Origin of the sequence: Pseudoprimorskyibacter insulae, from assembly GCF_900302505.1 — a bacterium.
Classification (GTDB): Bacteria; Pseudomonadota; Alphaproteobacteria; order Rhodobacterales; family Rhodobacteraceae; genus Pseudoprimorskyibacter; species Pseudoprimorskyibacter insulae.
The window spans coordinates 268,760-293,583 of record NZ_OMOJ01000002.1 but is presented as its reverse complement, the minus strand read 5'-3'; the positions used below and the strand labels follow the sequence as shown (position 1 = coordinate 293,583).

At 61.4% G+C, this 24,824-nt stretch carries 19 protein-coding genes; 11 read left to right on the top strand and 8 right to left on the bottom strand.

Annotated features, from left to right (window positions below; all coding sequences use genetic code 11):
* The first annotated feature begins 1 nt into the window (after position 1).
* Entirely contained in the window at positions 2-1,063 is a 1,062-nt protein-coding gene (gene zapE, locus PRI8871_RS06915; RefSeq protein ID WP_108885460.1) for a cell division protein ZapE, read from the top strand.
* Positions 1,064-1,065: 2 nt separating this feature from the next.
* Here zapE and PRI8871_RS06910 read toward each other — a convergent pair whose 3' ends face one another.
* Positions 1,066-1,500, bottom strand: a complete 435-nt coding sequence (locus PRI8871_RS06910; protein WP_108885459.1) for a c-type cytochrome — start codon at positions 1,498-1,500, stop codon at positions 1,066-1,068.
* Positions 1,501-1,617: 117 nt separating this feature from the next.
* Between PRI8871_RS06910 and PRI8871_RS06905 the strand changes: the two genes are divergently transcribed.
* Together PRI8871_RS06905 and PRI8871_RS06900 are read left to right on the top strand one after the other, a co-directional pair.
* Positions 1,618-3,273, top strand: a complete 1,656-nt coding sequence (locus PRI8871_RS06905) for a Y-family DNA polymerase (RefSeq protein ID WP_108885458.1) — start codon at positions 1,618-1,620, stop codon at positions 3,271-3,273.
* Positions 3,274-3,437: 164 nt separating this feature from the next.
* Positions 3,438-3,776 carry a DUF2794 domain-containing protein gene (locus PRI8871_RS06900; RefSeq protein WP_108885457.1) on the top strand — a complete coding sequence of 113 codons (339 nt, stop codon included), beginning with the start codon at positions 3,438-3,440 and terminating at the stop codon, positions 3,774-3,776.
* Here PRI8871_RS06900 and PRI8871_RS06895 read toward each other — a convergent pair.
* A complete protein-coding gene (locus PRI8871_RS06895) occupies positions 3,773-6,697 on the bottom strand; it encodes an error-prone DNA polymerase (RefSeq protein ID WP_108885456.1) in 2,925 nt (974 codons plus the stop codon). The genes PRI8871_RS06900 and PRI8871_RS06895 overlap by 4 nt on opposite strands.
* A gap of 193 nt (positions 6,698-6,890) precedes the next feature.
* Here PRI8871_RS06895 and deoC point away from each other — a divergent pair, with 193 nt between their 5' ends.
* The 5 genes from deoC (at position 6,891) to PRI8871_RS06870 (ending at position 11,804) form a co-directional block, all read left to right on the top strand.
* On the top strand, positions 6,891-7,886 hold the full coding sequence (deoC, locus tag PRI8871_RS06890; RefSeq protein ID WP_108885455.1) for a deoxyribose-phosphate aldolase: 996 nt from the start codon (positions 6,891-6,893) through the stop codon (positions 7,884-7,886).
* 3 nt (positions 7,887-7,889) lie between these two features.
* A complete protein-coding gene (locus tag PRI8871_RS06885) occupies positions 7,890-8,189 on the top strand; it encodes a hypothetical protein (protein WP_108885454.1) in 300 nt (99 codons plus the stop codon).
* Positions 8,186-10,525, top strand: coding sequence for an aldehyde dehydrogenase family protein (locus tag PRI8871_RS06880; RefSeq protein ID WP_108885453.1), 2,340 nt, complete (start codon positions 8,186-8,188; stop codon positions 10,523-10,525). The genes PRI8871_RS06885 and PRI8871_RS06880 overlap by 4 nt, the downstream gene beginning before the upstream one ends.
* Before the next feature lie 113 nt (positions 10,526-10,638).
* A complete protein-coding gene (locus PRI8871_RS06875) occupies positions 10,639-11,178 on the top strand; it encodes a hypothetical protein (protein ID WP_108885452.1) in 540 nt (179 codons plus the stop codon).
* A 179-nt stretch (positions 11,179-11,357) separates the two neighbouring features.
* Positions 11,358-11,804 (top strand): hypothetical protein, encoded by a 447-nt coding sequence (locus PRI8871_RS06870; protein ID WP_108885451.1) that lies wholly within the window; start codon positions 11,358-11,360, stop codon positions 11,802-11,804.
* Here the strand turns inward: PRI8871_RS06870 and PRI8871_RS06865 are convergent.
* The 4 genes from PRI8871_RS06865 to hemP form a co-directional block, all read right to left on the bottom strand.
* The gene (locus PRI8871_RS06865; protein WP_108885450.1) at positions 11,801-13,825 is read right to left on the bottom strand and encodes an NADPH-dependent 2,4-dienoyl-CoA reductase; all 2,025 of its coding nucleotides are present in this window, start codon (positions 13,823-13,825) and stop codon (positions 11,801-11,803) included. The genes PRI8871_RS06870 and PRI8871_RS06865 overlap by 4 nt on opposite strands.
* Before the next feature lie 120 nt (positions 13,826-13,945).
* Positions 13,946-15,202, bottom strand: a complete 1,257-nt coding sequence (locus tag PRI8871_RS06860; protein ID WP_108885449.1) for an imelysin family protein — start codon at positions 15,200-15,202, stop codon at positions 13,946-13,948.
* Positions 15,203-15,223: 21 nt separating this feature from the next.
* On the bottom strand, positions 15,224-15,697 hold the full coding sequence (locus tag PRI8871_RS06855) for a hypothetical protein (protein ID WP_108885448.1): 474 nt from the start codon (positions 15,695-15,697) through the stop codon (positions 15,224-15,226).
* 5 nt (positions 15,698-15,702) lie between these two features.
* Positions 15,703-15,879 (bottom strand): hemin uptake protein HemP, encoded by a 177-nt coding sequence (gene hemP / locus PRI8871_RS06850; protein WP_108885447.1) that lies wholly within the window; start codon positions 15,877-15,879, stop codon positions 15,703-15,705.
* Between the two features lie 230 nt (positions 15,880-16,109).
* Between hemP and PRI8871_RS06845 the strand changes: the two genes are divergently transcribed.
* Genes PRI8871_RS06845 through PRI8871_RS06835 form a run of 3 tightly spaced genes read left to right on the top strand, consistent with a single transcriptional unit; the run spans position 16,110 to position 19,668 of the window.
* Positions 16,110-17,621 (top strand): di-heme oxidoreductase family protein, encoded by a 1,512-nt coding sequence (locus PRI8871_RS06845; RefSeq protein WP_108885446.1) that lies wholly within the window; start codon positions 16,110-16,112, stop codon positions 17,619-17,621.
* Complete coding sequence (locus tag PRI8871_RS06840; protein ID WP_108885445.1) at positions 17,621-18,589, top strand: imelysin family protein; 969 nt, start codon at positions 17,621-17,623, stop codon at positions 18,587-18,589. Before PRI8871_RS06845 ends, PRI8871_RS06840 begins: the two co-directional genes overlap by 1 nt.
* A 2-nt stretch (positions 18,590-18,591) precedes the next feature.
* On the top strand, positions 18,592-19,668 hold the full coding sequence (locus PRI8871_RS06835; RefSeq protein ID WP_108885887.1) for a DUF1513 domain-containing protein: 1,077 nt from the start codon (positions 18,592-18,594) through the stop codon (positions 19,666-19,668).
* A 537-nt stretch (positions 19,669-20,205) separates the two neighbouring features.
* On the opposite strand, the gene PRI8871_RS06830 is transcribed toward PRI8871_RS06835, so the two are convergent.
* Together PRI8871_RS06830 and PRI8871_RS06825 are read right to left on the bottom strand one after the other, a co-directional pair.
* Positions 20,206-21,111: a ParB N-terminal domain-containing protein gene (locus PRI8871_RS06830; protein ID WP_181389400.1), complete on the bottom strand. Its 906-nt coding sequence runs from the start codon at positions 21,109-21,111 to the stop codon at positions 20,206-20,208.
* 223 nt (positions 21,112-21,334) lie between these two features.
* Positions 21,335-24,787 carry a class I SAM-dependent DNA methyltransferase gene (locus PRI8871_RS06825; protein ID WP_306418442.1) on the bottom strand — a complete coding sequence of 1,151 codons (3,453 nt, stop codon included), beginning with the start codon at positions 24,785-24,787 and terminating at the stop codon, positions 21,335-21,337.
* Positions 24,788-24,824: the final 37 nt, after the last annotated feature.

Here is a 24,824-nt window from a genome sequence, read left to right as displayed (position 1 = left end):
CATGGAATCCTTGCCTCAGATCTATGCCCGCCTTGTGGCAGATGGCGCCCTGACGCCAGACCCCGCACAAGAAGCGGTCCTGCCCGAGTTCGAGCGTATTCGCGCCGCACTGGCCGAACCCGTCAAGCGTGGCCTGTTCCGCAAAGCGCCAGAGCCGCCCAAAGGCCTGTATCTGTGGGGCGGGGTCGGGCGCGGCAAATCCATGTTGATGGATATGTTTGTCGATGCGCTGACGGTGCCGGTGCGCCGGGTGCATTTCCATGCCTTTATGCAAGAGATCCACACCGGCATGCATGAGGCCCGCAAATCCGGGATCGAGGATGCCCTTGCCCCGGTGGCCAAGCAGGTGATTTCTGAGGTCAAGGTTCTGGCCTTCGACGAAATGCAGATCACCGACATCACCGATGCGATGATCGTGGGCCGCCTGTTTGAGGCGCTGTTCAAGGCCGGGGTTGTGGTGGTCACCACGTCGAACCGCGTGCCGGATGACCTGTATAAGAACGGTCTGAACCGGCAACTATTTCTGCCGTTCATTGACCTGATCAAACAGACCCTCGTGGTGCACGAGCTGGTATCGCCGCATGACTACCGTCAGGACCGGATTGCCGGATCGCCGGTCTATTTCACCCCTGTCGGACCCGAGGCGCGGCGCGAGATTGACTCGATCTGGGCCGATTTGACCAAGGGCCATCAGGAACAGCTGATCCTGACCGTCAAAGGCCGCCAATTGGTGCTGGAACGGTTCCACAACGGGATGGCCCGCGTGCCGTTCTATGATCTGTGCGGGCGGATGCTTGGCCCCGGTGATTATCTGACTTTAGCCGAAAACGTGCGCGTTCTCATCCTTGAGGATATCCCCCGCCTCAGCCGTCAGAACTTCAACGAAGCCAAGCGCTTTGTCACGCTGATCGACGCGCTCTATGAGGCGAAGGTCAAGCTGATCGCCAGTGCGGCGGCGGTGCCTGAGATGCTGTATGTCGAAGGCGAAGGCACGTTCGAATTCGAACGCACCGCCAGCCGGTTGCGCGAAATGCAGGATGCCAATTGGGGGCTTGAGGGCTAGCCCTATTTTTCGATCCGGTATTTGGCATGGCATTGCCGGCAGGATTTGGCCAAGGGACCAAGCGTGCCGCGAATGCCATCCAGTGACGCCGTATCGATCTGTTCTGCCGCTTTGACCATATTGGCCGATTTCACCGCGAAGTCGTCCCACTGTTTCCAGATCACAGGCAGCGCTTCGGACTTGGGGTCTTTTTCCTGCGCTTCGAACAAGGGGACCACCTGCGCCCCTGCGGCGATCAGGGCAGCCTTGGCCGCCGCGGCCTGCGCGGCATCATAGGGCGTGCTGCCCTTGGCCATATTGCCCAGAACACCCGTGGCGTCCTTGATCGTGACCATCACATCCATACGGGCCTTCACAGCCGCATTGCGCACACCGCCATGGGCGAAGGCCGTTGTCGCCAAGGCGGCGATGACCAAGGTCGTTGTGATCAATCTCATATGCGGTGCGCTCCTCTTTCGGGGGAGGGTGGCATAGCGAAAGAGCGATGCCAAGCGACTCGACTCCGGCAATACGACTCGAGTAGAACAAATACAGAACAATCTGCCAGTGTTCCGATGCCAAACCGCCGAATCCTTTCCATCTGGTTCCCACGACTGGGGGCCGAACGGTTGATCCGCCGCAATCCGTTGCTGGCCGATCAACCGCTTGCCGTTGTCCGCGACACAGGGCAGATGCAGGTGGTGTGTTCTGTGTCGGATGTGGCGTCTGCCGCGGGGGTTCATGTGGGCCAGCCGCTGCGCGATGCCCATGCGATGTGCGCCAATTTGGTGACACGCCTGCACAACCCCCATGCCGAGGCGGCGTTTCTGGGGGTTCTGCACCGCTGGGCCGGGAAGTTTTCGCCGTGGATTGCCCAGCAGACCCCCGACTCTCTGGTGATTGACCTGACCGGCTGCACCCATCTGTTCGGCGGAGAAGAGGCGCTTTTGGCCGAGGTGGATGGCGATTGTGCCGGGCTGGGCCTGACCGTGCGGATGGGCGTGGCCGATACGCTGGGCGCGGCTTGGGCGCTGGCGCGGTATTCGGGGCAATCGGGCGCATCGCACCGCAATGGCGATGCCATCGACCAAGAGGCGCGCGCCACCCGTGCCCGTGCGGGCAAGCGGCGGCATTGGGAACGTGGCGGGGCTGCCCCCGTGGCATTTGCGCGGCCCGGCCCGCATGGGCGCATCGCCCCGCCGGGGCAAACCCATGCCGCGCTAGCCCCCCTGCCCGTCGCCGCCCTGCGCCTGCCTGCCAAAACATCCGAAGATCTGGCCCGGCTTGGCCTGCGCCGGATCGGTGATCTGACCGGCCAGCCCCGCGCGGCGCTGGCGCGGCGGTTCGGCCAGGATCTGGTGCTGCGACTGGGCCAAGCGCTGGGGTCAACGCCCGAACCGGTCAGCCCTGCCGCCCCACCCGACCATTTCGCCGCCCGGCTGAACCTGCCCGAACCGATTGGCCTGTCGGATGATCTGCTGGCGGCGCTGGACAAAATGCTGCCCCGCCTGTGCGACCGGCTCAAGCAACGCGGACGCGGCGCGCGAACCCTGCGGCTTGAGGCTTATCGCTGTGACGACACGATGCAATGGCTGACCGTCAGTCTGGCGCGGCCCGCCGATACGCCCGAGCGCATTCACCCCCTGCTGGCGATGAAGCTGGATGAGGTAGAGGCCGGTTTTGGCATCGACATGCTGCGCCTTGAGGTGATCCGCCACGAACCGCTGCACGCCCGCACCATGACCGGCCATGCCGGGGCGCTGGGGGATGCCCGCAAACGCCAGACCCAAGCCCATGTTCTGGACGATCTGATCGGGCGGCTTGGCGCGCGGATCGGGCTAGAGGCGATCACCCGCCGCCATCCGGGGCAAAGCCACCTGCCCGAGAAATCCGCGCAGGTTCTGGCCGCCGCCTGGTCAGAACCCGCGCCAGACTGGCCCGAACGCACGCGGCCCCGGCCCTTGCTGCTGTGGCGGTCTGAGCCGGTTCAGGCCCATGACACCCCCGCCCCGCCATCCCAGTTCCGGTGGCGCGGGCGCAGCTTTGACGCGCTGGCCTGCGAAGGCCCGGAGCGGATCGCGCCCGAATGGTGGCTGGACGACCCGGACTGGCGCACCGGCCAGCGGGATTATTGGCGGGTGGACACCGATCAGGGGGATCGGCTGTGGCTGTATTATGCCCATGGCGCAGCCCTGTCGTCCGGCTGGTTCTGTCAGGGAAGCTTTGCCTGAACGCTTGCGCATGGGGCGGGCCGGGAAGTGCGTATTTATAAAAGAGAAGAAGCAGGGGGGGACGCGCCACATCGGCAGGCAACCGCGCCTTTGGCGGCGCTATCCAAGGGGGCGCCAGATGCAAACCTCTTGATTTAAGGCGCATTCGGCGCAACTGTTTTCTTATGAACAGCATTACGCCCTTTCCCTCAGGCAGCCAGACATCGCAGGTCGCGTTTCACCGCACGGAACTTGCCGTGATCCTATCGCTTTACGGGCGCATGGTCGCCGCCGGTGAGTGGCGCGACTACGGCATTTCCAGTCTGCGCGACGTGGCGGTGTTTTCGGTGTTCCGCCGCACCGCTGAAAACCCGCTCTACCGGATCGAAAAGCGCCCCAAGCTGCGCAGCAAGCAAGGCCAATACGCGGTGATCGGGGTTGATGGGCAGGTTCTGAAGCGCGGCGCAGATCTGAAAACCGTGCTGCGGGTGCTGGAACGCAAACTGATCCGCGCCGTGGACTAACGCGCCCTCAGGGCGGCGCGGCCTTCCGGCCCTTCGGGTGTCAGCAAAGGACGCAGCAGCGCCAGCGGGTGGCGGCGCAGGGTCAGGCGCATGGCGACGTAATCTTCGACGATCTCTTCGCCCTCGGTCATGGCAGGCAGATGGGCGGCGGGTTCGTCAATCGCCTCTCCGTCGATATCGCCTGCAAATAGCGGCAAGGGTTTGTCGGCCGTCAGCGCCTTGGCCTGCCAAAGCGCATCGCGGCGGTTCAGGCCCATGGGCGCAAAGACATCCGCCTCGGCCAGACGGGCCAGAACGGGCGGCGGCGTGCCTGCCCGGCGCCAGACATCGCGCACCGTCTGATAGCCGTTGCCCCGCGCAGCCGTCATCCATGTGGCGTCTTCTTCGCGCAGTCCCTTGATCTGGCGGAACCCCAGCCGCAGCGCCAGCCCGCCCTGCCCGTCCGGTTCCATCACATTGTCCCAGAAACTGTCGTTGATCGACACGGGCAGCACCGTCACCCCATGTTCCCGCGCATCGCGCACGATCTGCGAAGGGGCGTAAAAGCCCATTGGCTGCGAGTTCAGCAAAGCGCAGGCGAAAACCCCCGGATGGTGGCATTTGATCCAAGCGCTGGCATAAACCAGCAGCGCAAAACTGGCGGCGTGGCTTTCGGGAAAGCCGTAGCTGCCGAAGCCCTCAATCTGGCTGAAACAGCGTTCGGCAAACTCCATGTCATAGCCATTGGCCCGCATGCCGCGTAGGAACCGTTCGCGGAATTCGCTGACATTGCCGTGCTTCTTGAACGTGGCGAGCGAGCGGCGCAAGCGGTCCGCCTCGGTCGGGGTGAAGCCCGCGCCGATGATGGCGATCTGCATCGCTTGCTCCTGGAACAGCGGCACGCCCAGCGTTTTTCCCAGCACCTCGCCCAAAGCATCGGAGGGAAAGCTGACCTGTTCTTCGCCGTTCCGGCGACGGATGAAGGGATGGACCATATCGCCCTGGATCGGGCCGGGGCGGATGATGGCCACCTCGATCACCAGATCATAGAAGCAGCGCGGTTTCATCCGCGGCAGAAAGTTCATCTGCGCCCGGCTTTCGACCTGAAACACCCCCACGCTATCGGCCTTGCAAAGCATATCATAGACGCGCGGGTCTTCGGGCGGCAGCGTGGCCAGCGTATGCGCCTGCCCGTGATGCAGACGCAGCAGATCAAAGCTTTTGCGGATGCAGGTCAGCATCCCAAGGCTGAGGACATCGACCTTGAGGATGCCAAGGCTGTCGATATCGTCCTTGTCCCAGCAGATGACGGTGCGGTCCTCCATGCTGGCGTTTTCGATCGGCACCAGTTCATCCAACCGCCCTTCGGTGATGATGAACCCGCCCACATGCTGGGACAGATGGCGCGGGAAACCGATGATTTCATAGACCAGCTCCATCGTCTGGCGCAGACGGCGGTCGTTCGGATCAAGGCCGATTTCGCGCATGCGCTGCGCCTCTAGGCCCTTGGCGCTGAAGAAGCCCCACAGCTGCGATGACATCGCCCCTATGGTATCTTGGCTAAGGCCCATGGCGGCGCCCACCTCGCGGATGGCGCGCTTGCCGCGATAGTGGATCACAGTTGCACAGAGGCCCGCGCGGTGACGGCCATAGCGCTCATAGATGTGCTGGATCACCTCTTCGCGGCGTTCATGTTCGAAATCCACGTCGATATCGGGCGGCTCATCCCGTGCCTCAGACACAAAGCGCTCAAACACCATGGTGCCGATTTCAGGGCTGACCGAGGTCACGCCAAGGCAGAAACACACCACCGAATTGGCCGCCGACCCACGCCCCTGGCACAAAATCCCGCGATCCCGCGCAAAGGCGACGATATCGCGGACGGTCAGGAAATAGGGCTCATAGCGCAGCTTGCCGATCAAGGTCAGCTCATGCTCCAACATGGCGCGCACCTTGTCGGGGGCACCATAGGGATAGCGCCACTTCAGCCCGGCCCGCGCCAAACGGGCCAAACGCTCGGTCGCGGTTTCGCCCTCGGCAATCTCAGACGGGTATTCATAGCGCAGGGACGACAGGCAAAAGGTGCACCCCTCGGCCAAGGCCCACGCGCGATCCACCGCATCGGCATGGGGACCAAGCAAACGGCGCATCTCGTCCTCGGACCGCAGGCGCTGTTCGGCATTGGCCAGCGCCGAGACGCCAAGCTGATCCACCCGGCAACCCAAGCGCACCGCCGAGAGCACATCCGCCATCCGCCGCCGCCGCCCGTGGTGCATGATGGGCATGGCCGAGGCGATGGTCGGCACCCCAAGCCGCGCGGCCAAACCCGCCACACGATCAAACCGCGCCGCATCCTGCCCGTCATAGGCGGGCGACAGCACCAGATAGGTTTGCCCAGCAAAGCGGCGCGCCACCCGTTGCGCCCTTGCCACCCATCCACCCGCGCCGCCCGGCCCCGCCTGATCTTGTGGCGACCCGTGGAGGAGCAAGCGCAGCCCGCCCGGCGCCAACTCCAGCAAATCCTCAAGCCGCAGGTCGCAATCGCCCTTGGCGGCCCGCAGCCGCCCCTTTGACAACAGACGGCACAGACTGGCCCAGCCCTGCCGGGTGGCCACCAAGGCCGTCATCTGCATCCCGCAGGCCAGCACCAAACGCGCGCCCGGAATAAGGCGCGGCGCGATCATCTGCGCGGGCCGGGCCAGCCCTTTGGGGCAGGGCGGCCCAATCAGGCCCTGCGCTGCCTCAAGATCCTGCCGGTCTTGCAATTCGCGGGCAATCACCCGCCCCTGCGTATAGGCCCGCACGATCCCCGCAACCGAATTTTCATCGGCAATGGCCACCGCCCCGATCCCCAGAAGCGAGGCACGCTCCATATACTCCTCGGGGTGGGATGCCCCGGTGAGGAAGGTAAAGTTGGATAAGGCCGACAGTTCTGCATACATGGTGACTCGGTAGTATATTCACGTTTTGTTCCTTTTCCGAGTCCCCTGTTTCTTCTCTTTCTTAAATACGCACAGACCACCTTGGCCGCAGGCGCGACGACGCGGGGTTAGGCCCGACGCTGTCCTGCTTCCTCTTGCAGCGCAGCAGAAGCAAGGCCACAATCAGGGCAAACACCTCAAGGGAGGATCCCCGATGACAACGACCGAGGCCACCGCGCTCGGCACCCATCACCTGCCCCAGACGATTGAGCCGCGCAATCCCGGGATGGCGCTGGATCTTGACTGGGTGATGCAGGCACGGGCCAACCGTTCTGCAATTGAACGCCGCGCTGCCAGCTTGCCGGCCCGCCGGTCTGTGAAGAAAGACAACCAAGCCGCGTGGCTGTGCCGGGCGATATCCTGCATCGACCTGACCACGCTTGCGGGCGATGACACGGCGGGCCGCGTGGCACGTCTGTGTGCCAAAGCACGCCAGCCGGTGCGCGCCGATCTGTTGGCCGCGCTGGGAATGGAAGGGCTGACCGTAGGTGCGGTCTGCGTCTACCACGACATGGTCGAACCCGCAGTTGCCGCGCTTCAAGGCTCGGGCATTCCGGTGGCGGCTGTGTCTACCGGTTTCCCGGCAGGCCTGTCGCCGTTCCACCTGCGCGTGGCCGAGATCGAGGAAAGCGTAAAGGCTGGCGCGGCCGAGATCGACATCGTGATTTCCCGCCGCCATGTGCTGACCGGCAATTGGCAAGGGCTTTATGACGAAATGCGCGCCTTCCGCGCGGCCTGCGGCGATGCCCATGTGAAGGCGATCCTTGCCACGGGCGAACTCGGCACGCTGCAAAACGTCGCCCGCGCGTCGCTGATTTGCATGATGGCCGGGGCCGATTTCATCAAAACCTCGACCGGCAAGGAAAGCGTCAACGCGACCCTGCCCGTCAGCCTTGTGATGATCCGTGCCATTCGCGATTACTATGACCGCACCGGATACCGCGTTGGGTACAAGCCTGCAGGCGGCATTTCCAAAGCCAAGGACGCGCTGGTGTACCTGTCGCTGATGAAAGAGGAACTGGGCGACCGTTGGCTGCGCAATGACATGTTCCGCTTTGGCGCGTCGTCGCTGCTGGGCGATATCGAACGCCAGTTAGAGCATCAAGTGACCGGGGCCTATTCCGCCAACTGGCGGCATGCGATGGGATAAGGGATGCAGAACAACCCCTATATCCTGCTGTTCGGCGTCTATATTGCCCTTTGGCTTGGGGCCAAGACATGGCGACAGAACAAGCTGAAACGGGCCGTGCGCGACTTGCCGACAGCGATGCGCCGCCTTTTGGGCCCTGAGCCTGACTTCACCCCGCCACCAAGCGACCGCCTGCCCGATGGTTTGGCGGATTTCGCCCGCCTCTATCGCCGCACAGAATTGATCCGTCGCAGCATCCGATGGATCGCAGGCCTGTGGCTTTTGTATTCGATCTTCCTCGTCCTGAGAAAGCAGTTCCTATGACCGTCTCCGAGATTTACGAAACCATGGATTATGGCAAAGCCCCCGAAAGCGCCGCCGATGCGCTGGCGTGGCTGGTGGATCAGGGCGACCGCTTTGGTCAGTTCATCGACGGGGCCTTCACCCCGCCCGGCGAGGTGTTCGAAAGCCGCAACCCCGCCACGGGCGAAGTGCTGGCCCATCTGAGCCAAGCAACCAAGGCCGATGTGGAGGCCGCCGTTGCCGCCGCCCGCAAGGCCCAACCCAAGTGGGAGAAGCTGGGCGGGCCGGGCCGGGCGCGATATCTCTACGCCCTTGCACGATTGATGCAGAAACACGCCCGCCTGTTCGCCGTGCTGGAAACGCTGGACAACGGCAAGCCGATCCGCGAAAGCCGCGATATTGATATCCCGCTGGCGCAGCGGCATTTCTACTATCACGCGGGCATGGCGCAACTGATGGAGGCCGAGCTTCCGGGCCGTGCGGCGCTGGGGGTGTGCGGGCAGATCATCCCGTGGAACTTCCCGCTGCTGATGCTGGCGTGGAAGGTCGCCCCGGCCCTTGCCATGGGCAACACGGTGGTTCTGAAACCGGCTGAGTTTACCTCGCTCACCGCGATGCTGTTTGCCGATCTGTGCCGTCAGGCCGGGTTGCCGAACGGCGTGGTCAACATCGTTACCGGCGATGGCGCCGTGGGTGAAATGATCGTCGCCTCGGACGTGGACAAGATCGCCTTTACCGGCTCAACCGAGGTGGGCCGCAAGATCCGCGAAGCGACCGCTGGCAGCGGCAAGGCCCTGACGTTGGAGCTGGGCGGGAAAAGCCCCTACATCGTGTTTGACGACGCCGATCTTGATAGCGCGGTCGAAGGTCTGGTTGATGCGATCTGGTTCAATCAGGGGCAGGTTTGCTGCGCCGGGTCGCGCTTGCTGGTGCAAGAGGGCGTCGCCGATGCGTTCCTGACCAAGCTGAAGCGCCGGATGGAAACGCTGCGCATTGGCGATCCGCTGGACAAGTCGATTGACGTGGGCGCGGTGGTGGACCCCGTACAGCTTGAACGTATTCGCGGCATGGTCGCAGGATCAAACGGCGAGGTGTTCCAAGCGCCCTGCCCGCTGCCCGAGGCCGGGTGCTATTACCCGCCGACGCTGATCACCGGCCTGCACCCCGCCGACACGCTGATGCAGGAAGAAATCTTTGGCCCCGTTCTGTGTGCCACCACCTTCCGCACCCCGTCCGAGGCGATCGACGTGGCGAACAACACGCGCTACGGGCTTGCGGCCTCTGTTTGGTCGGAAAACATCAATGTCGCTTTGGACGTCGCGCCCAAACTGGTCGCGGGCGTTGTCTGGGTGAACGGCACCAACATGTTCGACGCCGCAGCGGGCTTTGGCGGTGTGCGCGAAAGCGGGTTTGGCCGTGAAGGCGGATGGGAGGGGCTGACCGCCTACACCAAATCCGCAGCCAAGCCCAAAGCGCTGAAACCCATTGCCCCGTTCAAGGGCGACCAGACCGAGCCGCAACCCGTGGACCGCACCGCCAAGCTGTATATCGGTGGAAAGCAGGCCCGCCCGGACGGCGGCTATGCGCGGGATATCTACGGCAAAACCGGCACCTTGCTGGGCCAGGCCCCCATCGGCAGCCGGAAGGATGTGCGCAATGCCGTTGAGGCGGCGCAAGCAGCCAAAAGTTGGGCGGGCAGCACCGCACATCTGCGGGCGCAGATCCTGTATTACATCGCCGAAAACCTTGCCGCCCGCGAAGGCGAGTTCGCCGCACGCATCAACCAGATGACCGGCGGCAAGACCGGCGCGAAAGAGGTCGACGCCGCTGTTACCCGCCTGTTCAGCTATGCCGCTTGGGCCGATAAGTTCGACGGTCAGGTCCGCGCCGTGCCCTCGCGCACCGTGGCCTTGGCCATGCGTGAACCCTGCGGCGTGATCGGGGCTTTCTGCCCGGATGATGCGCCGCTTCTGGGGCTTGTCTCGCTCATGGCGCCGGCCATTGCGATGGGCAACCGCGTGGTGCTTGTGGCGTCAGAGCCGTTCCCGCTGGTGGCGACGGATTTCTATCAGGTCCTGGACACCTCTGACGTGCCCGGCGGCGTGGTGAACATCCTGACCGGCAGCCATAAGGATCTGGCCGTGCCAATGGCAAGCCACATGGATATCGAGGCTGTCTGGAGCTTCTCGGGCGCTGACATCTCAGCCAGCATCGAAAAGGCGGCGGCGGGCAACCTGAAACGCACTTGGGTCAACAACGGCCAAGCGCGGGATTGGTTTGCCGCCGAGGGCGAAGGCCGCCCCTTCCTAGAGGCCGCGACCGAGGTCAAGACCGTCTGGGTGCCCTACGGCGCATAACGGCGCATTCCCGGCCTTGCCGCGCAAATCCGTAGCCTTGGCCGGGAATCTCTGCAACACTTGGCCCGAGACCATTATCGGACTCGGGCAGGCATTTGAGCAGGGAGGCATTCATGACATTTCGGTTTTTCGCAATTGCAGCATTGTTGGCGGGGTGCAGCTACATCAGTTCCGACACCGTGGAACGGATCGCCAATATATCGCCGCTGAAGGCCGATCCGGGCGATTACACCGTTCGCGCCACCCTGCCCGAAGGCTTGGATGTTCAACCCGGCGGCGCGGTTCTGTCGGTGGCGGCACAGCGCAATGACACCCATGCCGCCAGCCGCGAAATCTATGTTCTGCAACGGCTGGATGCGGGCGCGGGAACAGTGCAATTTCGCATCGCGCCGGATGATCTGCCACGCCTGAAAGCGCAGCAAGCCCTGATCGCGGATTGGAGCGATGCACTTGGCGGGACCGGCATCGCGCAATTCTCGGTTGATGTGAAAGGGTGCCGGGTTGGGGCCGGGCCGAACCTAGATGACACCATGTCCGTTTCGTTGATTTCCGCCTCAGACGGCAGTACGCGCCAGATCGTTCCACCCACGGCTGTGCGCAATGTCCTATTGACCGGCGGCAACGACCGTTTGCTGCTTGATCCCTGCACATGAATTCGCCAATCGCCCAGTTGTTGTGCGACTACTGGTCAGGTGAGTCATAAATTCGGCATTTCGCATGGGTTTCGGCAGGCCTCCGCCGAGGCCCGAAACATTTCATTAAGGTTCGGCCGTTCAACCTGAGAGCATGGTGTGCGGCGATGGCGTCGCATCTTCGATTGAGATGGTTACCGATGGCCCCGAACTTCTACCTACACACTCCGCTGGAGCCTGACTTTCTGTTCTTCCAGATGAAAGAACGGCTAGAGGCGCCCGGCCTTCTTCAGGAAATCCGCGCCTTGGATGCGTTGGCCCAAAATGCCGACGATCCGGCGCTCGAGGATCGCAAATTTCTGGTGCCTTTGCTGATCCGCAAGATCACCAAGACTCTGGCAGAACGGCATGACGCGCTGAACGGGCTTTTGCCCGGACCCGAGAGTTTTGGGATTCACAAAACATCAATGGCACCGGATGCGTCCGAGCTGATCTGGCGCACGGTCTGGCCGGATGCCAGTGGCGACGGCCCGATCGACCGTCGCCTTGTGGCCGTGCAGACCGCAGGCAAGGCGCTTATGACCATTGAGGCGTGGCTGGACCGCATTCGCACGTTGTATTCCGCCCCGCCGCCAGCGCTGGCCTAAAGCGTTGCAGCCAACCGGACGCCTTGGTTGATCGCGCGTTTGGCGTCCAGTTCGGCGGCCAAGTCGGCCCCGCCGATCACATGCGGGGTGACGCCCGCCTCAATCAACGCATCGGCCAAGGCCCGGTTCGACAGCTGGCCCGCACATAGAACGACCGTATCGCAAGGGATCACTTCGGGCCGTTCGCGTGCTTCGCCATATGTCACATGCAGCCCCTCGGCGTCGATGCGTTCGTAGTTCACGCCGCCTTTCATCGTCACGTTCTTCATCTGAAGCGCCGTGCGGTGAATCCAGCCCGTGGTTTTGCCCAGCCGCTTGCCCGGCTTTTCGGCCTTGCGTTGCAGCAAGATGACCTCACGCGCGGGGGCGCTGGGTTGCGGGCCTTCGGGGGCCAAGCCGCTGCGATCTTCGGACGGGTCAGACACGCCCCATTCGCGCATCCAATCGGGCAGGTTTTCGGTCGGGCTATCGCCTTCGTGCACAAGGAATTCGGCCACGTCAAAGCCGATGCCACCCGCGCCAATCACGGCCACGCGCTTGCCCACCTCAACGCGGTGGCTCAGCACGTCGATGTAATTCACGGCGTGTTCCACCTGACCGGGGATTTGCGGATCGCGCGGCGACACGCCGGTGGCGACAATCACCTCATCAAAGCCGGTCAGATCCTCGACCCAGACATGCTTACCCAATTTCAGCGTCACACCCGTTTCAGCGACCATTGCGGCGAACCAATCCACCAGCCCGTAGAATTCTTCTTTGCCCGGCACCTGCTTGGCCATGTTCAGCTGGCCGCCAATTTCCAAGGCCGCATCGAAGACGGTCACGCTATGTCCGCGCTGCGCGGCGGTGATGGCGGTGGACAGGCCCGCAGGCCCGGCACCAACAATGGCAATCGTCTTGGGTGCCGCGGTAGGCTCCAGCGCCAGCTCAGTCTCAAAGCACGCACGCGGGTTCACAAGGCAGGAGCTGATTTTGCCGCTGAAGGTGTGATCCAAACAGGCTTGGTTGCAGGCGATACAAGGCGCGATCAGATCAGCGCGGCCTGCCGTCGCCTTGGCGACGAAATCGGCATCGGCAAGGAACGGACGCGCCATGCTGACCATATCGGCGCAGCCATCGGCCAGAACGCCTTCGGCCACGTCGGGCGTGTTGATCCGGTTCGAGGTGATGACAGGAATGCCCACCTTGCCCATCAGCTTTTTCGTCACCCACGCAAAGGCGGCGCGGGGCACGCTTGTGGCGATGGTGGGAATACGCGCCTCATGCCAGCCAATGCCGGTGTTGATGATCGTCGCGCCTGCCTTTTCAATCTCTTGCGCCAGTTTCACGACCTCCTCATGGGTCGAGCCATTGGGCACCAGATCAATCATCGACAGGCGATAAATCAGGATGAAATTCGGACCCACGGCTTCACGCACACGGCGGACAACTTCGATGGGCAGACGGATGCGGTTCTCATAGCTGCCGCCCCAGCGATCCGTGCGCTTGTTGGTATGGGTGACGATGAACTGGTTCAGGAAATACCCCTCAGACCCCATGACCTCGACGCCATCATAGCCCGCCTCTTGGGCACGCACCGCAGCAGTCACGATATCCGCGATCTGCTTTTCGATGCCCTCTTCATCCAGCTCTTTCGGCGGGAAGGGCGAGATGGGGGATTTCACCGGGCTGGCCGACACACAATCGGGACCATAGGCATAGCGGCCTGCGTGCAGGATCTGCATCGCGATCTTGCCGCCCGCTTCGTGCACGCGGTCCGTCACGACCTTGTGGTTGGCAATGTCCTGATCGGTGAACAGCCCCGCCGCACCGGGGAATACGCCGCCTTCACGGTTGGGGGCCATGCCGCCGGTTACGATCAGGGCAGCCCCGCCCTTGGCCCGCGCGGCATAGAATTCGCCCACGCGGTTCCAATCCTTGGTTTCCTCAAGTCCGGTGTGCATTGACCCCATCAACACGCGGTTTTTCAGCGTGGTGAACCCAAGGTCCAGCGGGGCAAGAAGATGCGGATAATGCGACATGTGCGGCCTCCCATAATTGGAGGGCAGCACATACCATCCCTGCCCGCCTGTCACCGGGCAACGCTGCGTCACACCACCGGGACGCAGCGAAAGGGCCGCCCGAAGGCGACCCTTGTCAGATTATTCGAACACTGCGCCCGGATTATCGAGGCTGTCCGATCCTTCGAATTCGATCTGATCGGCCCCCAGCACGGCAACCGCACGCTCAATCGACCGGGTCTGATCGATCAGGGCGTCAACCGCCGCCATAATCAGCGCTTCGCCTTCCTTGTTGCCACGCTCCAGCATCATGTCATAGCTGAAGCCCGCCTCGGCCGCCGATTTCATCTGCGACATCTCGATCATCGTTGCGTTCAGCTTGTTGGTCAGCTCGGCATCGACGCCTGCATCCGCAGCGGCAACCAGCGACGAAAGCGAAGTGCCGGACACAATCGACCCGTCAACGCGGATATACTCACCCACATAGACGTTCCGAATGCCAAGCGCATCGTAGTAGTGGCTGTTGTGCGTGTTGTCCGAGAAGCAGTCATGCTCTTCCTCGGGGTCGTTCAGCATCACGCCCAGCTTCATGCGCTCGCCCGCTTGTTCGCCATAGGACAGCGAACCCATGCCGGTCAGAATGGTCGCGATCCCGGCGGTTTCGTTTTCCGTCAGCGCGGTGCGGGCGTCGCCGCCATCCACCCACTGAGCGGCCATCCATTCCAGATCGGACACCAGCAGATCGGTCGCCGCTTTCAGGTAAGCGCCGCGACGATCACAGTTGCCGTTCGTGCAGGCGTCGCCCCCGGCGTAGTCTGTCCAAGGACGGCTGCCCGCGCCGGCTGCGTGACCGTTCAGATCCTGCCCCCAAAGCATGAACTCAATCGCGTGGTAGCCGGTGGCAACGTTGCTTTCGACCGCGTCGGCTTCGTGCAATGTGCTGGCCAGCAGTTCCGGCGTGATGTCGTTTGCATCAACGGTTTCACCCGACAGGGTGAATTCGGGCGTCGCGACCACGTTCAGAACGGCGTATTGGTTTTCGTCCGTCGCGCCGCCATAGGCCGCATCCACATAGTCGATCAGACCTTCATCCAGCGGCCAGGCATTTACCTTGCCTTCCCAATCATCGACGATTGCATTGCCGAAACGGAACACTTCGGTCTGCTGATAGGGCACACGCGCCTGAAGCCATGCGGTCTTGGCCGCTTGCAGCGCTTCGGCAGAGGGCGCGGCGATCAGGGCATCCACAGCGGTCTGCAATGCCGTCGCGGTGGTCAGGCTGTCCTCATAGGCGGCCTGCGCGATATCGGCATAGGTGTCCAGCACGGCGGCTTTGTCGGCCAATGCCGGGGCTGCGGCCAAAGCCGTCATGCTAACGGCAAGGGTCAGGGTCTTCATTGTCTCGTCCTTTTTGGTTGGTTAGTGCAGCAGCGCAGCGGAGGGGCAGGCGCGGCTGATTGGGGTAGAAATGTACTGCGACATCTGGCGCGCGGTGTGGCCCACCTCGCCCGCGATCAGGGTCAAGTGTTCGGCATAGGTCGCACCAATCATCAACGTCGCGACCAAGGTGGCGTCGTTGAACTGCCCGGCCTCGGCCAGCCTAATGAAGTGGATGAAAACGCTTTCATCGGCGCCGAGGCACGAACACTGAACCGAGTGACGCACCAAGGGCCGATGCGCATGAAGCATCAGCGTCGTCACCAGCGCCTCAAACGCGGCAAAGGCGCGTTCGGCCTCATTCGGATCAAAACAGCGGGCGAAGGTGTCAAAGACGGTGGTCCGCCCCTGATCGCCGTCGCACCAGCACCGCAATTGTGTGACCAACGTCGCTTCCCATCCGGCCAAATGATCCAAGGATCCGACCGCGACGCCCCCGGCGTCTATACGTGTCATCTGGGTCATTTGGTCAGGATCAACTTGCCAGCGCGGGTGATCCGCAGGGTGTAAATCTGGTCGTCCAGCCGGATCTGCGCCTGAGTGCCATTGGTGATAAGCGTGCGAGCGTCATATTGCTCGATCGCGGCGGCCAGCGGGCTTTGATCAGGGGCCGGAGTCGGAGTGGTCATGAGCGTCATGGAATCCTCTTTGACTGTCTATGGCCGGTTTGTCCGGTCGGTTGGTTGCGCTCGTTTGGTCCGGGCTCCCCACTTGGGTGGCTGGGCATGGCCTATTTGTTGACTGTAATTGTCAGCTTTGTCAATCCCGAGTTTTTTACTTAGTTTTTATCCCGTAGTCTTGCGCGGATCCCCAGTATCGGTGTAGGCGAAAGTATTCTGACTTCTTTTGTCGGATAAAAGGACGTGATATGACCCTACACCGCACCGCCATTTTGTGCCTGACCCTGACTGCCGGGGCCGCCAGCGCAGAACAGCTCGCCGATCTGCATCTGAACATCGTGCCCCGCACCGATGCCGAGGCTGCCCGAATCGCGTCAGTCATCGCCCCGACAACGGACTTCACCCAGCCTGAAAAGTTCGAAGACAACTCAGCAGGCGCTGCCACCGTGCGCCCGCGCGCCAATGCCGATGCCTTTAGCCAAGCTTCTGGCAACATGAGCTTTGAGCGGGAATTGGATTTCAAACTGGGCAACGGGCTGTTCAAGAAGCTTTGGGTGTCTTCGCCCTCTTCGACGCTGGCATCAGACGGGCTTGGCCCGCTCTATAACGCGCGGTCCTGCCAACGCTGCCACCTCAAGGACGGGCGCGGCCACCCGCCCGAAACCGCCGATGACAGCGCCGTTTCGCTGTTGATTCGCGTATCGGTCCCCGCCCCCACCGCCGCCGAGATCGAAGGCTACTTTGCCACCATGCCCGACCCGACCTATGGCGGGCAGATTCAGGACTTTGGCATCGCGGGCCACCCGGCTGAGGCGACAGTTAACGTCACTTACTCTGAGGAGGCGGTCGCGCTCTCGGATGGGGAAGTTGCCCATCTGCGCACCCCCACCTTTACGCTGACCAACCCCGGCTACGGCGCGTTTCGCGATGACCTGATGATCAGCCCCCGCATCGCGCCGCAAATGATCGGGCTTGGGTTGCTAGAGGCGATTCCCGCAGCCGACATTCTGGCCAACGCCGATCCCGATGATGCGGATGGCGACGGGATTTCAGGCAAAGCGCAAATCGTCATGTCGGCGGTTTACGATCAACCGATGCTTGGCCGGTTTGGCCTGAAGGCGGGTAAGCCCAGCATCTGGGAACAATCCGCCGGGGCCTTTGCGGGCGATATTGGCATTTCAACCACGCTGCACCCCGCAGGTTACGGCGATTGCACCGAGGCGCAAACCGCCTGCCGCACTGCCCCCGATGGCGCGACCGAGGTCCATGACAACGCCGAAATCGGCGACGACGGCCTGACCCTCGTGACCTTCTACAGCCAGAACCTTGGCGTTCCGGCACGGCGCGATCTGAACAACACCCAAGTGCTGCGCGGCAAACAGGTGTTCTATGAAACCGGCTGTATCGACTGCCACACGCCCAAACACGTCACGCACCGGCTGGAAGACCAGCCGGAACAAAGCTTTCAGCTGATTTGGCCCTATTCCGATCTGCTGCTGCACGACATGGGCCCCGGCCTTGCCGACAAACGCCCCGATGGTCGCGCCGATGGTCAGGAATGGCGCACGCCGCCGCTCTGGGGCATCGGCCTGACTCAGCAGGTTTCCGGCCACAGCAATTTCCTGCATGATGGGCGTGCCCGGTCCTTGCTGGAGGCTGTTCTGTGGCACGGAGGTGAGGCCGCCCCCCATCGCCAAGCCGTGATCGATATGCCAAAACCCGACCGCGACGCGCTTATTCGCTTTCTGGAGAGCCTTTGATGCTACGCGCCCTGCTGCTTTGCCTTCTTCCCGCAACGGCCTTTGCCGGCGTGGATGAGGTGATCGACCAACATATCCTGCCCGGCTACGACAGGTTCGCCGCCGAAACCAACGCGCTGGCCGACGCCGCCGCATCCACCTGTGATATGGCGGCGCTGGCCCCGGCCTATGGCGCGGCGTTCGATGCGTGGATGGGCATCAGCCATATCCAGTTCGGCCCGATCGAAGAGGACGGCCGTGTGGTTGCCATCGCCTTTTGGCCCGACCCCAAGAACCGCGTGGGCAAGGCCCTGTCGCGCCTGATTGCTGATGCAGACCCGATCATCGACACGGCTGAGGGCTTTGCCGAAGTCTCTGCCGCGGCCCATGGGCTGTTCGCGCTGGAACGTCTGCTGTTCGACCCGCAGGACAACCCCGACTACGCCTGCGCCCTGACCCGTGCCGCCGCCCGCGCCTTGGCCGATAGCGCCGACGAAATGGTTGCCGAATGGCCCGCCTTTGCCGACCAGATGCGCACGGCGGGCGCGCCCGGCAACATGCGCTTTCTGTCGAACCAAGAAGTGCTGGGCGCGATCTACACCTCGCTGATGACGGGGCTGGAATTCACCAAGGACCAACGTCTTGGCCGCCCCTTGGGCACCTTTGACCGCCCCCGCCCCACAATGGCCGAGGCCCGGCGCTCTGGCCGCAGCCTGCGCAACGTCGTCCTCAGCCTTGAGGCAACCCGCGATCTGGCCTTCGCCCTGAGCGCCCAACCCGCCCCCGACACCGCACTGGCCTATGACCAAGCGCTGGAGATGGCGAACGCGCTTGAAGACCCGACCTTCGAAGGCGTTGCCGATGTGTCAGGCCGTTTCCGGGTCGAAGTTCTACAACATCAGGTTCAAACCGTCGTTTCCGTCATCAGCGACGAAATCGGCCTGCCCATGGGCCTGAGCGCTGGGTTCAACGCATTGGACGGTGATTGATCGTGACCACCCGCCGCACATTTCTGGCTTCGGTTCTGGCGTCCGCCAGCCTGCCATCGTTGACTTGGGCCGCCGCTGGGTCGCCCAGCCATCTGACCGCCGCGCGTGACGCTTCGGGCGACTATGCGCTCTATGGGTTGACCGAGGATGGTGCGATCCGTTTCCGCGTGCCCCTGCCCGACCGAGGCCATGCCGCCGCCGCCCACCCGACCGCGCCCGAGGCCGTGGCCTTTGCCCGCCGTCCGGGGCGGTTTGCGCTGGTGATCGACTGCGCCGATGGCACGGTTCTGCACAGGCTCGATTCGCCTGACGGCATGCATTTCTATGGGCATGGGGTGTTTTCTCTGGACGGTCAGACGCTGTTCACCACCGAAAACCACATCGCAACCGGAGAAGGCCGGATCGGTATCTGGGACCGGGCCGCAGGCTACAAACGTCTGGGCGATTTCCCCTCGCACGGGATCGGCCCGCATGAGATCGCCCGGATTCCTGGGCAAGAGGTGCTGGTTGTCGCCAACGGTGGCATCCTGACCAACCCCGATGAAGGCCGCGACAAGCTGAACCTTGAGACCATGCAGCCGAACCTTGCCCTGCTGGACGAAAACGGGACGCTGCAAACACTGGCCGAGGTGCCGCGGGACATTCATCAAAACTCGCTGCGCCACATCGCGGTCGCGCCGGATGGTCTGGTGGCTTGCGCGTTGCAATGGCAGGGCGATGTGTTCGACAGCCCGCCTTTAATGGCCCTGTACCGCGCCGACACCGGCCTGCAATTTGTCGACATGCCCGACGACATTCTGCGCCAGATGAGCGGCTATGCCGGAAGCGTTGCCTTGCTGAACGCAGGTGAAGGCATCGCGCTGACCTCGCCCGTGGGCGGCACGCTGACGCTGTTCGACCGCGACGGCCAAGTCCAAACCCAAACGCGGCATGCCGATATCTGCGGTGTCGGACGGGCAAGTTTTGGCGGGCTGGCCACCGATGGCGCAGGCCGTGTGTTCCGCATCGCCGACGGCGCGGCCACGCCAATCGCCCGGCACGGCCTTTCATTCGACAACCACCTGATCCCGATCGGCTAAGGGTGCGGCGGCACGAAACACCTAAGGCGGTCTGACCGACCGCTTATTGGCGATGCAGGCTACGGTATCACGTAACCAAGCAACCGAATCCCCAAAAACCAAAAAAGTCCCTAAGGCCAAAACCTTTGGGACTTTTCATGGTGCCCAGAAGAGGCCTACTGCAACACGCTTATCCTTTGATTTAAAACAGATATTCACACCAATGCAAGCGAATGTGTAGGCCATTGTGTAAGCAAAATCTGAGGTGATCCAAGGCGGACTGATGGGTCCGATCCAACAGTTTCGGTGGCCTTTTCCTTGGCTAGCAATCATGTGACGACCGCGAAGATGGGCTATGCTGCTCGCCCTGTGTCCCAGTGGGACATCCCTTGTTAAGGGACACCACACAAGTAATTCGAAGGTATCCTCAAAGAGTCACCACTTCACGTCCCTGAGAGTTTCTCATCAAGGCCGTTCGAAGTGACCAGTGTCGAGAGCTTAATGTTCCCGTGGTTCTGCTCACGACCCACCCTCTCTCACATATGTTCCCATACGACCCTACAAAGGAGACCCTTCAGGGACCGTCGTAATGTCCTCCAACACGTCCCCATCAAAGTCTTCCGCCAAGGCTTCAGCTTGCTCTTCCTGTTCGATTTCTGTTCGAATTTTCCACAAGAACCGACTTTGAAGGATCCGTTTGGTTGTCGCTCTTCCGTAACTCAACAGCATGAGTGCCGCGATATCCGGGGCGTCTTTTAGCTTGCTGCCAAACAGTTTCGAAAGCCTTTCGGCCCAACGGGTACCTTCGTCTTTCAACCCTTCGTCTTCGTCAATCACGCCCCTATAACTTCCGTTCTGGTCGCCCTTGGAGCACTGCACGGCTTGTTCCCAAGACAGTCCCAGTAGCCTGTTCTGGGAATACTTCATGAGCTTCAACTGATCGCGAATCTTGCGCATTCGCCCGACGGTCGATTTGCTTGACCCCGTGGCTTCCGCGATGGCTCTGACTGATCCACCAATACCCATGACGACCATGTACCAAGCCTGCCTGTGCTTGTCGTCCAGAGTGGTGTTCAGCTTGTCTTTCGAGTTCTCACGATTGGCCTCCAGAATGGCCTGTTCGGAATCCTTGGCTTGTGAAACCTTGACGGGAACCAAGACAGGCTTTCCTGTGGCTTCGGATAGCTTCCGGTAGGCTTCCAATCGGTGATGACCGTCAAGAACGACCCAACGACGACCCGTCCACCAAACGAACAGCGGATCTAGTGTTCCGTTCCCTTGCCGGAGCGTCACGAGCAAATCGTCTACCCATTCGGGCAATTCCCTCTCTCTCATCTGAAACGCCCCTCGCTCTGTTTTAAGAACGTCAAGCGGCAGCACAGTGGGGGAAGGATCCGGGGGCACCAACCCGACCTTATGGTCAACAATCAGTGCTTCTAGCGATAGCGCTCTGGGGTTCTTCAAGATTAGAGGCCTCATAGGGAAAGGGTCGCCCGGATGGCCAGACCCGTTGCAGAATATATGTTCTCTTTTTGTTCCTAACCTGCAACCTTTTACACCCGTCAGTCTGGGTGCAAACCGGATACGGATTTCAGCTTATGCGGCGATAGAAAGGACGATGGGGGGAAACTTGCAATGCACTCTAAAGGATAAGGGGTCACGAAAATGCGACCCAAAAACATTCCCGTTATGCGGCGAACTTATCCTCACCGACTTGTTCAGCATGGCCCAGCGCGGCAAGGCTTTGAAGGAGCGGTGCAATGCGCGTGACGCGGGTGTTCTTGAAGCGTCGGGCGATTTCGGTCGGGGTGGCTTCGCCCATTTCGGAAAGCGCCTCCCGCACTGCGGCGATCTGATCGGGCAATAGCTTGGGAAAGGCGGCTTTATCGGATGTGGCCACCGCAGCGAGTTCCATATCGTCGGTTTTCGTGGTCTGAGCAGTTTTGCCATCCGGGTTCTGGTAGTCGGGCCGCAGCCAGCGAATAAGGCCACGGGCCTCTTCCTCGGAACGCTCTTTGTTCAAGGCGACCAAGTTGAAAAGGATCTCGTCGTCGGACAGGTCCACTGGCCACCCATAGGCATCCGCCACGGCGGCATCGATGCGGTCATGAATATCTTTCAGGATACCAATCAAACCCTGATCATAAATTTCCTTGTTTTTGCCTTCGATCACCTCGCCCGCACGGAGCAGTTCCAGCACGTTGTACATCTGGGTCAGGGTCGGTTTCAGGTGCTGCGCCTGTTGCCGCTTGCGGTGCGCATCCAATTCCTCGCCCAAAGCGCGAAGGGTGGCGCGTTGCGGATCGGTAAGGTCAGGGAAGGGGAACGGGTCGATACAAAGCGATTTGTTGTAACGCGGTCTGTCCTCCAATGTGCCACCGCTGCCAAGCGCCCAAGTGACATGGAAACGGCTAGACAGCACTGAAAGCGCCGCAGCGTCTTCAATGCCGAATGCAATAAGCATGTTATCCGGCAATACAGATGCATCTAAAAATTGAAAGACGCGGTGCTTTGTCGTTTCAACGGTTGCAATGTAGCGCAGCAATCCTGCCAGTGCGGGCCTTAGGTCTCGTCTTGGCTCACCGTGCACCCACCAATTTTTCCTATAGCTTTCCCGGTTGTTTTGATCCCGCTCCGGCTTCACGTTGTCCAAGACATGTTGATAGACGGCAGGGTAGGTCTTCTTCACCTCTTCCTCGGTCAGGCCGAACAGGTCAATGACCATGACATCACGGGAAATGGCGGTCAGATCGCGGCCATTGCGATATTCGCGGATGTGCTTTTCCAGCCCCGGAATCGTACCAAGGCCCAGTGCGGCAGCTTTTGCACGGGTCACAATGAAGCCCGCGCCATGCAGCTTAACGCCGGGAGACGACAGACCAGCATTGGCCTTCAAAGGCTTCGCGCTGCCGACATCCGCCCCAATCTGCAAGTTCGCAAAGATCTTTCCGATCTGCGTGGCAAAGCTGACAGCGCGGCCATCCGCCTCGTTCCGCTCCTTGGTTTCCGTCTCCACCGTCTTCAACTGCCCAGCGCGGTTGCCCGCTGCTGCCACGGTCATGGCGATCCGCACCGCCGCGCCGAACTGGGTATCGACCCACGGGTGATCCGGGATGGCAAACAACAGCGACAAGGGCTTTTTCGGATCGTTCAGGTGCGGTTCCAGCACACGCCTATTGAACGTCTGGCGCAAGGAATTGGTGGTAATCAGCCCAAACCTGCGACACCCCTTGCTGGTTTTCGCGTCCCATCCCCGCGCCTGCAACGCGGCCTTTTCCCACCAGAACATGACCAGATCCGCACTTTGCGGCATCTTGGGGTAGGCTTTCCACAACGCCTCAACATAGCCGTCACCTAGGTCACTGCGCAGGCGGCTAGCCCCAATGAACGGCGGATTGCCGACGATGAACTCTGCATCCGGCCAAGTGGTCGCGCGGGGCTTGGCATAGTCATACACCTGAATGCGGGCAGACGGGTCTGGCACCTCTTCCCCTGTCACCTGATGGCGCATTGTGGTGATCCCATCCCAGCGCGTTACAGGGTGCCCTTGCTCATCCATTCGCGGCTTGCGGCTTTCCCATTCAAGTACGGCATCACGGCATTGGATATTCTTGAAGTCCCTCAGAACGGGTTCAGATGGCGCAGCTTGTCCGTGTGTTCGGAAATGCCACTGAAGATATCCGATCCATAGGACCAGTTCTGCCACGGCAGCGGCCCATGGGTTCAATTCGATCCCTAGAAACTGGTGCGGGTCTACAGTCATGCCAGACAGGCCCAACATACCCTGATCTTCGCCAAGCTCTTTCATCAGCGCCGTAACTTCACCTTCAAGGCGCTTCATCATCTCAAGTGCGACGTAAAGGAAGTTGCCCGATCCGCAGGCCGGATCCAGCACCCGAACCGAACATAACTTGTGGTGAAATTCATGCACCAAAGCCAATGCGTCTTTGCTCTTGCCATCCGCCATGAGCCTTTGCACACCCGTCTGCACGTCCCTCCAATCGGCCCTGAGCGGGTCCATAATCGTTGGGGTAATCAGGCGCTCCACGTAGGCCCGTGGCGTGTAGTGCGCCCCCAGCTTATGCCTTTGGCGTTTATCCAAAGCACGTTCTAGCAGCGTCCCAAAGATCGCAGGCTCTACTTGCCGCCAATCGGCGTTGGCCGCTTCGATCAACAGCGACAGTTGCACTTCGTTCAAGGGCAGCGCCGTGGCATCCTTGAAAAGCCCCCCATTGAACCGCTTCAAGTCCGTCATAAGAACCTGAGAGAAGCCGCCTGAATTCATAACCTCCCAAAGGCCCTTCAGCGTTGGTTCAGCGTGTTGTGGGTGCCCCCTAAGTTCCTTCAGCTTATTTGCAAAACTGTCCTTAGGGATTAGCTCAACATCCTCTGCAAACATCGTAAACAGGCATCGCATCAGAAAATTGGCTACGGTCTCACTATCATGGCCCTGCGCTTCGAAGCTGCGGCCCAGTTGAGCAAGATGGTCTGCAATCTCGCGTGTGACTTCTGCCGCCTTAAGTGCCGGATTGAGCGATGCTGGGTCTGTCCAGATTGTGTGCAGCAATTGGCGGGTTTGTTCGTTCCGCAGATCTTCCAAGGTAATCCTGTAACGGTTCCCATCAGGAAATTGGGCATAGCCTTGACCCTGCCCGGAGAAGTCCGCGTACAATTCAATTACATGCCCAACATCAACAACCATGAGGAAGGGGGGCCATCCATCTTCCTTACTGACGGCACGGGCGTAGCCATCGGCTTGGTTACGCGCCTTGAGCATCGTATCATCCCACTTGGCCGACCCACGCCTGCCATGTCCCACATGCGTCCTTGGCGCTTGTTCGTCTGTCAGTAGAGTAAGCTGGTCATCAGGTTCAGATGTGGCGTCAGAGCCTTGCTTCGCTTCAAGCACAAAGCAGCCTTTTCGATATAAGTCGATCCGGCCACGGCGCGTCTTACCAGTATGTGTGAAAGTAACGGGGCGCTCGAAACGGTATGAGTTATTTTGACCGTCACTCGTCGCTGGCAAAGGGCGCGGCACTCCAAGTAAATCCGTCAGTTCGCTGGCGAATGCTTGAAAATTAGCCATCTCATTTCCGCCGGATGCACTCCAACGGTCGATAAAACCAGCAATTAGTGACAATGCGAAAATCCACAAAAGTGCACACGTAATATCGCGA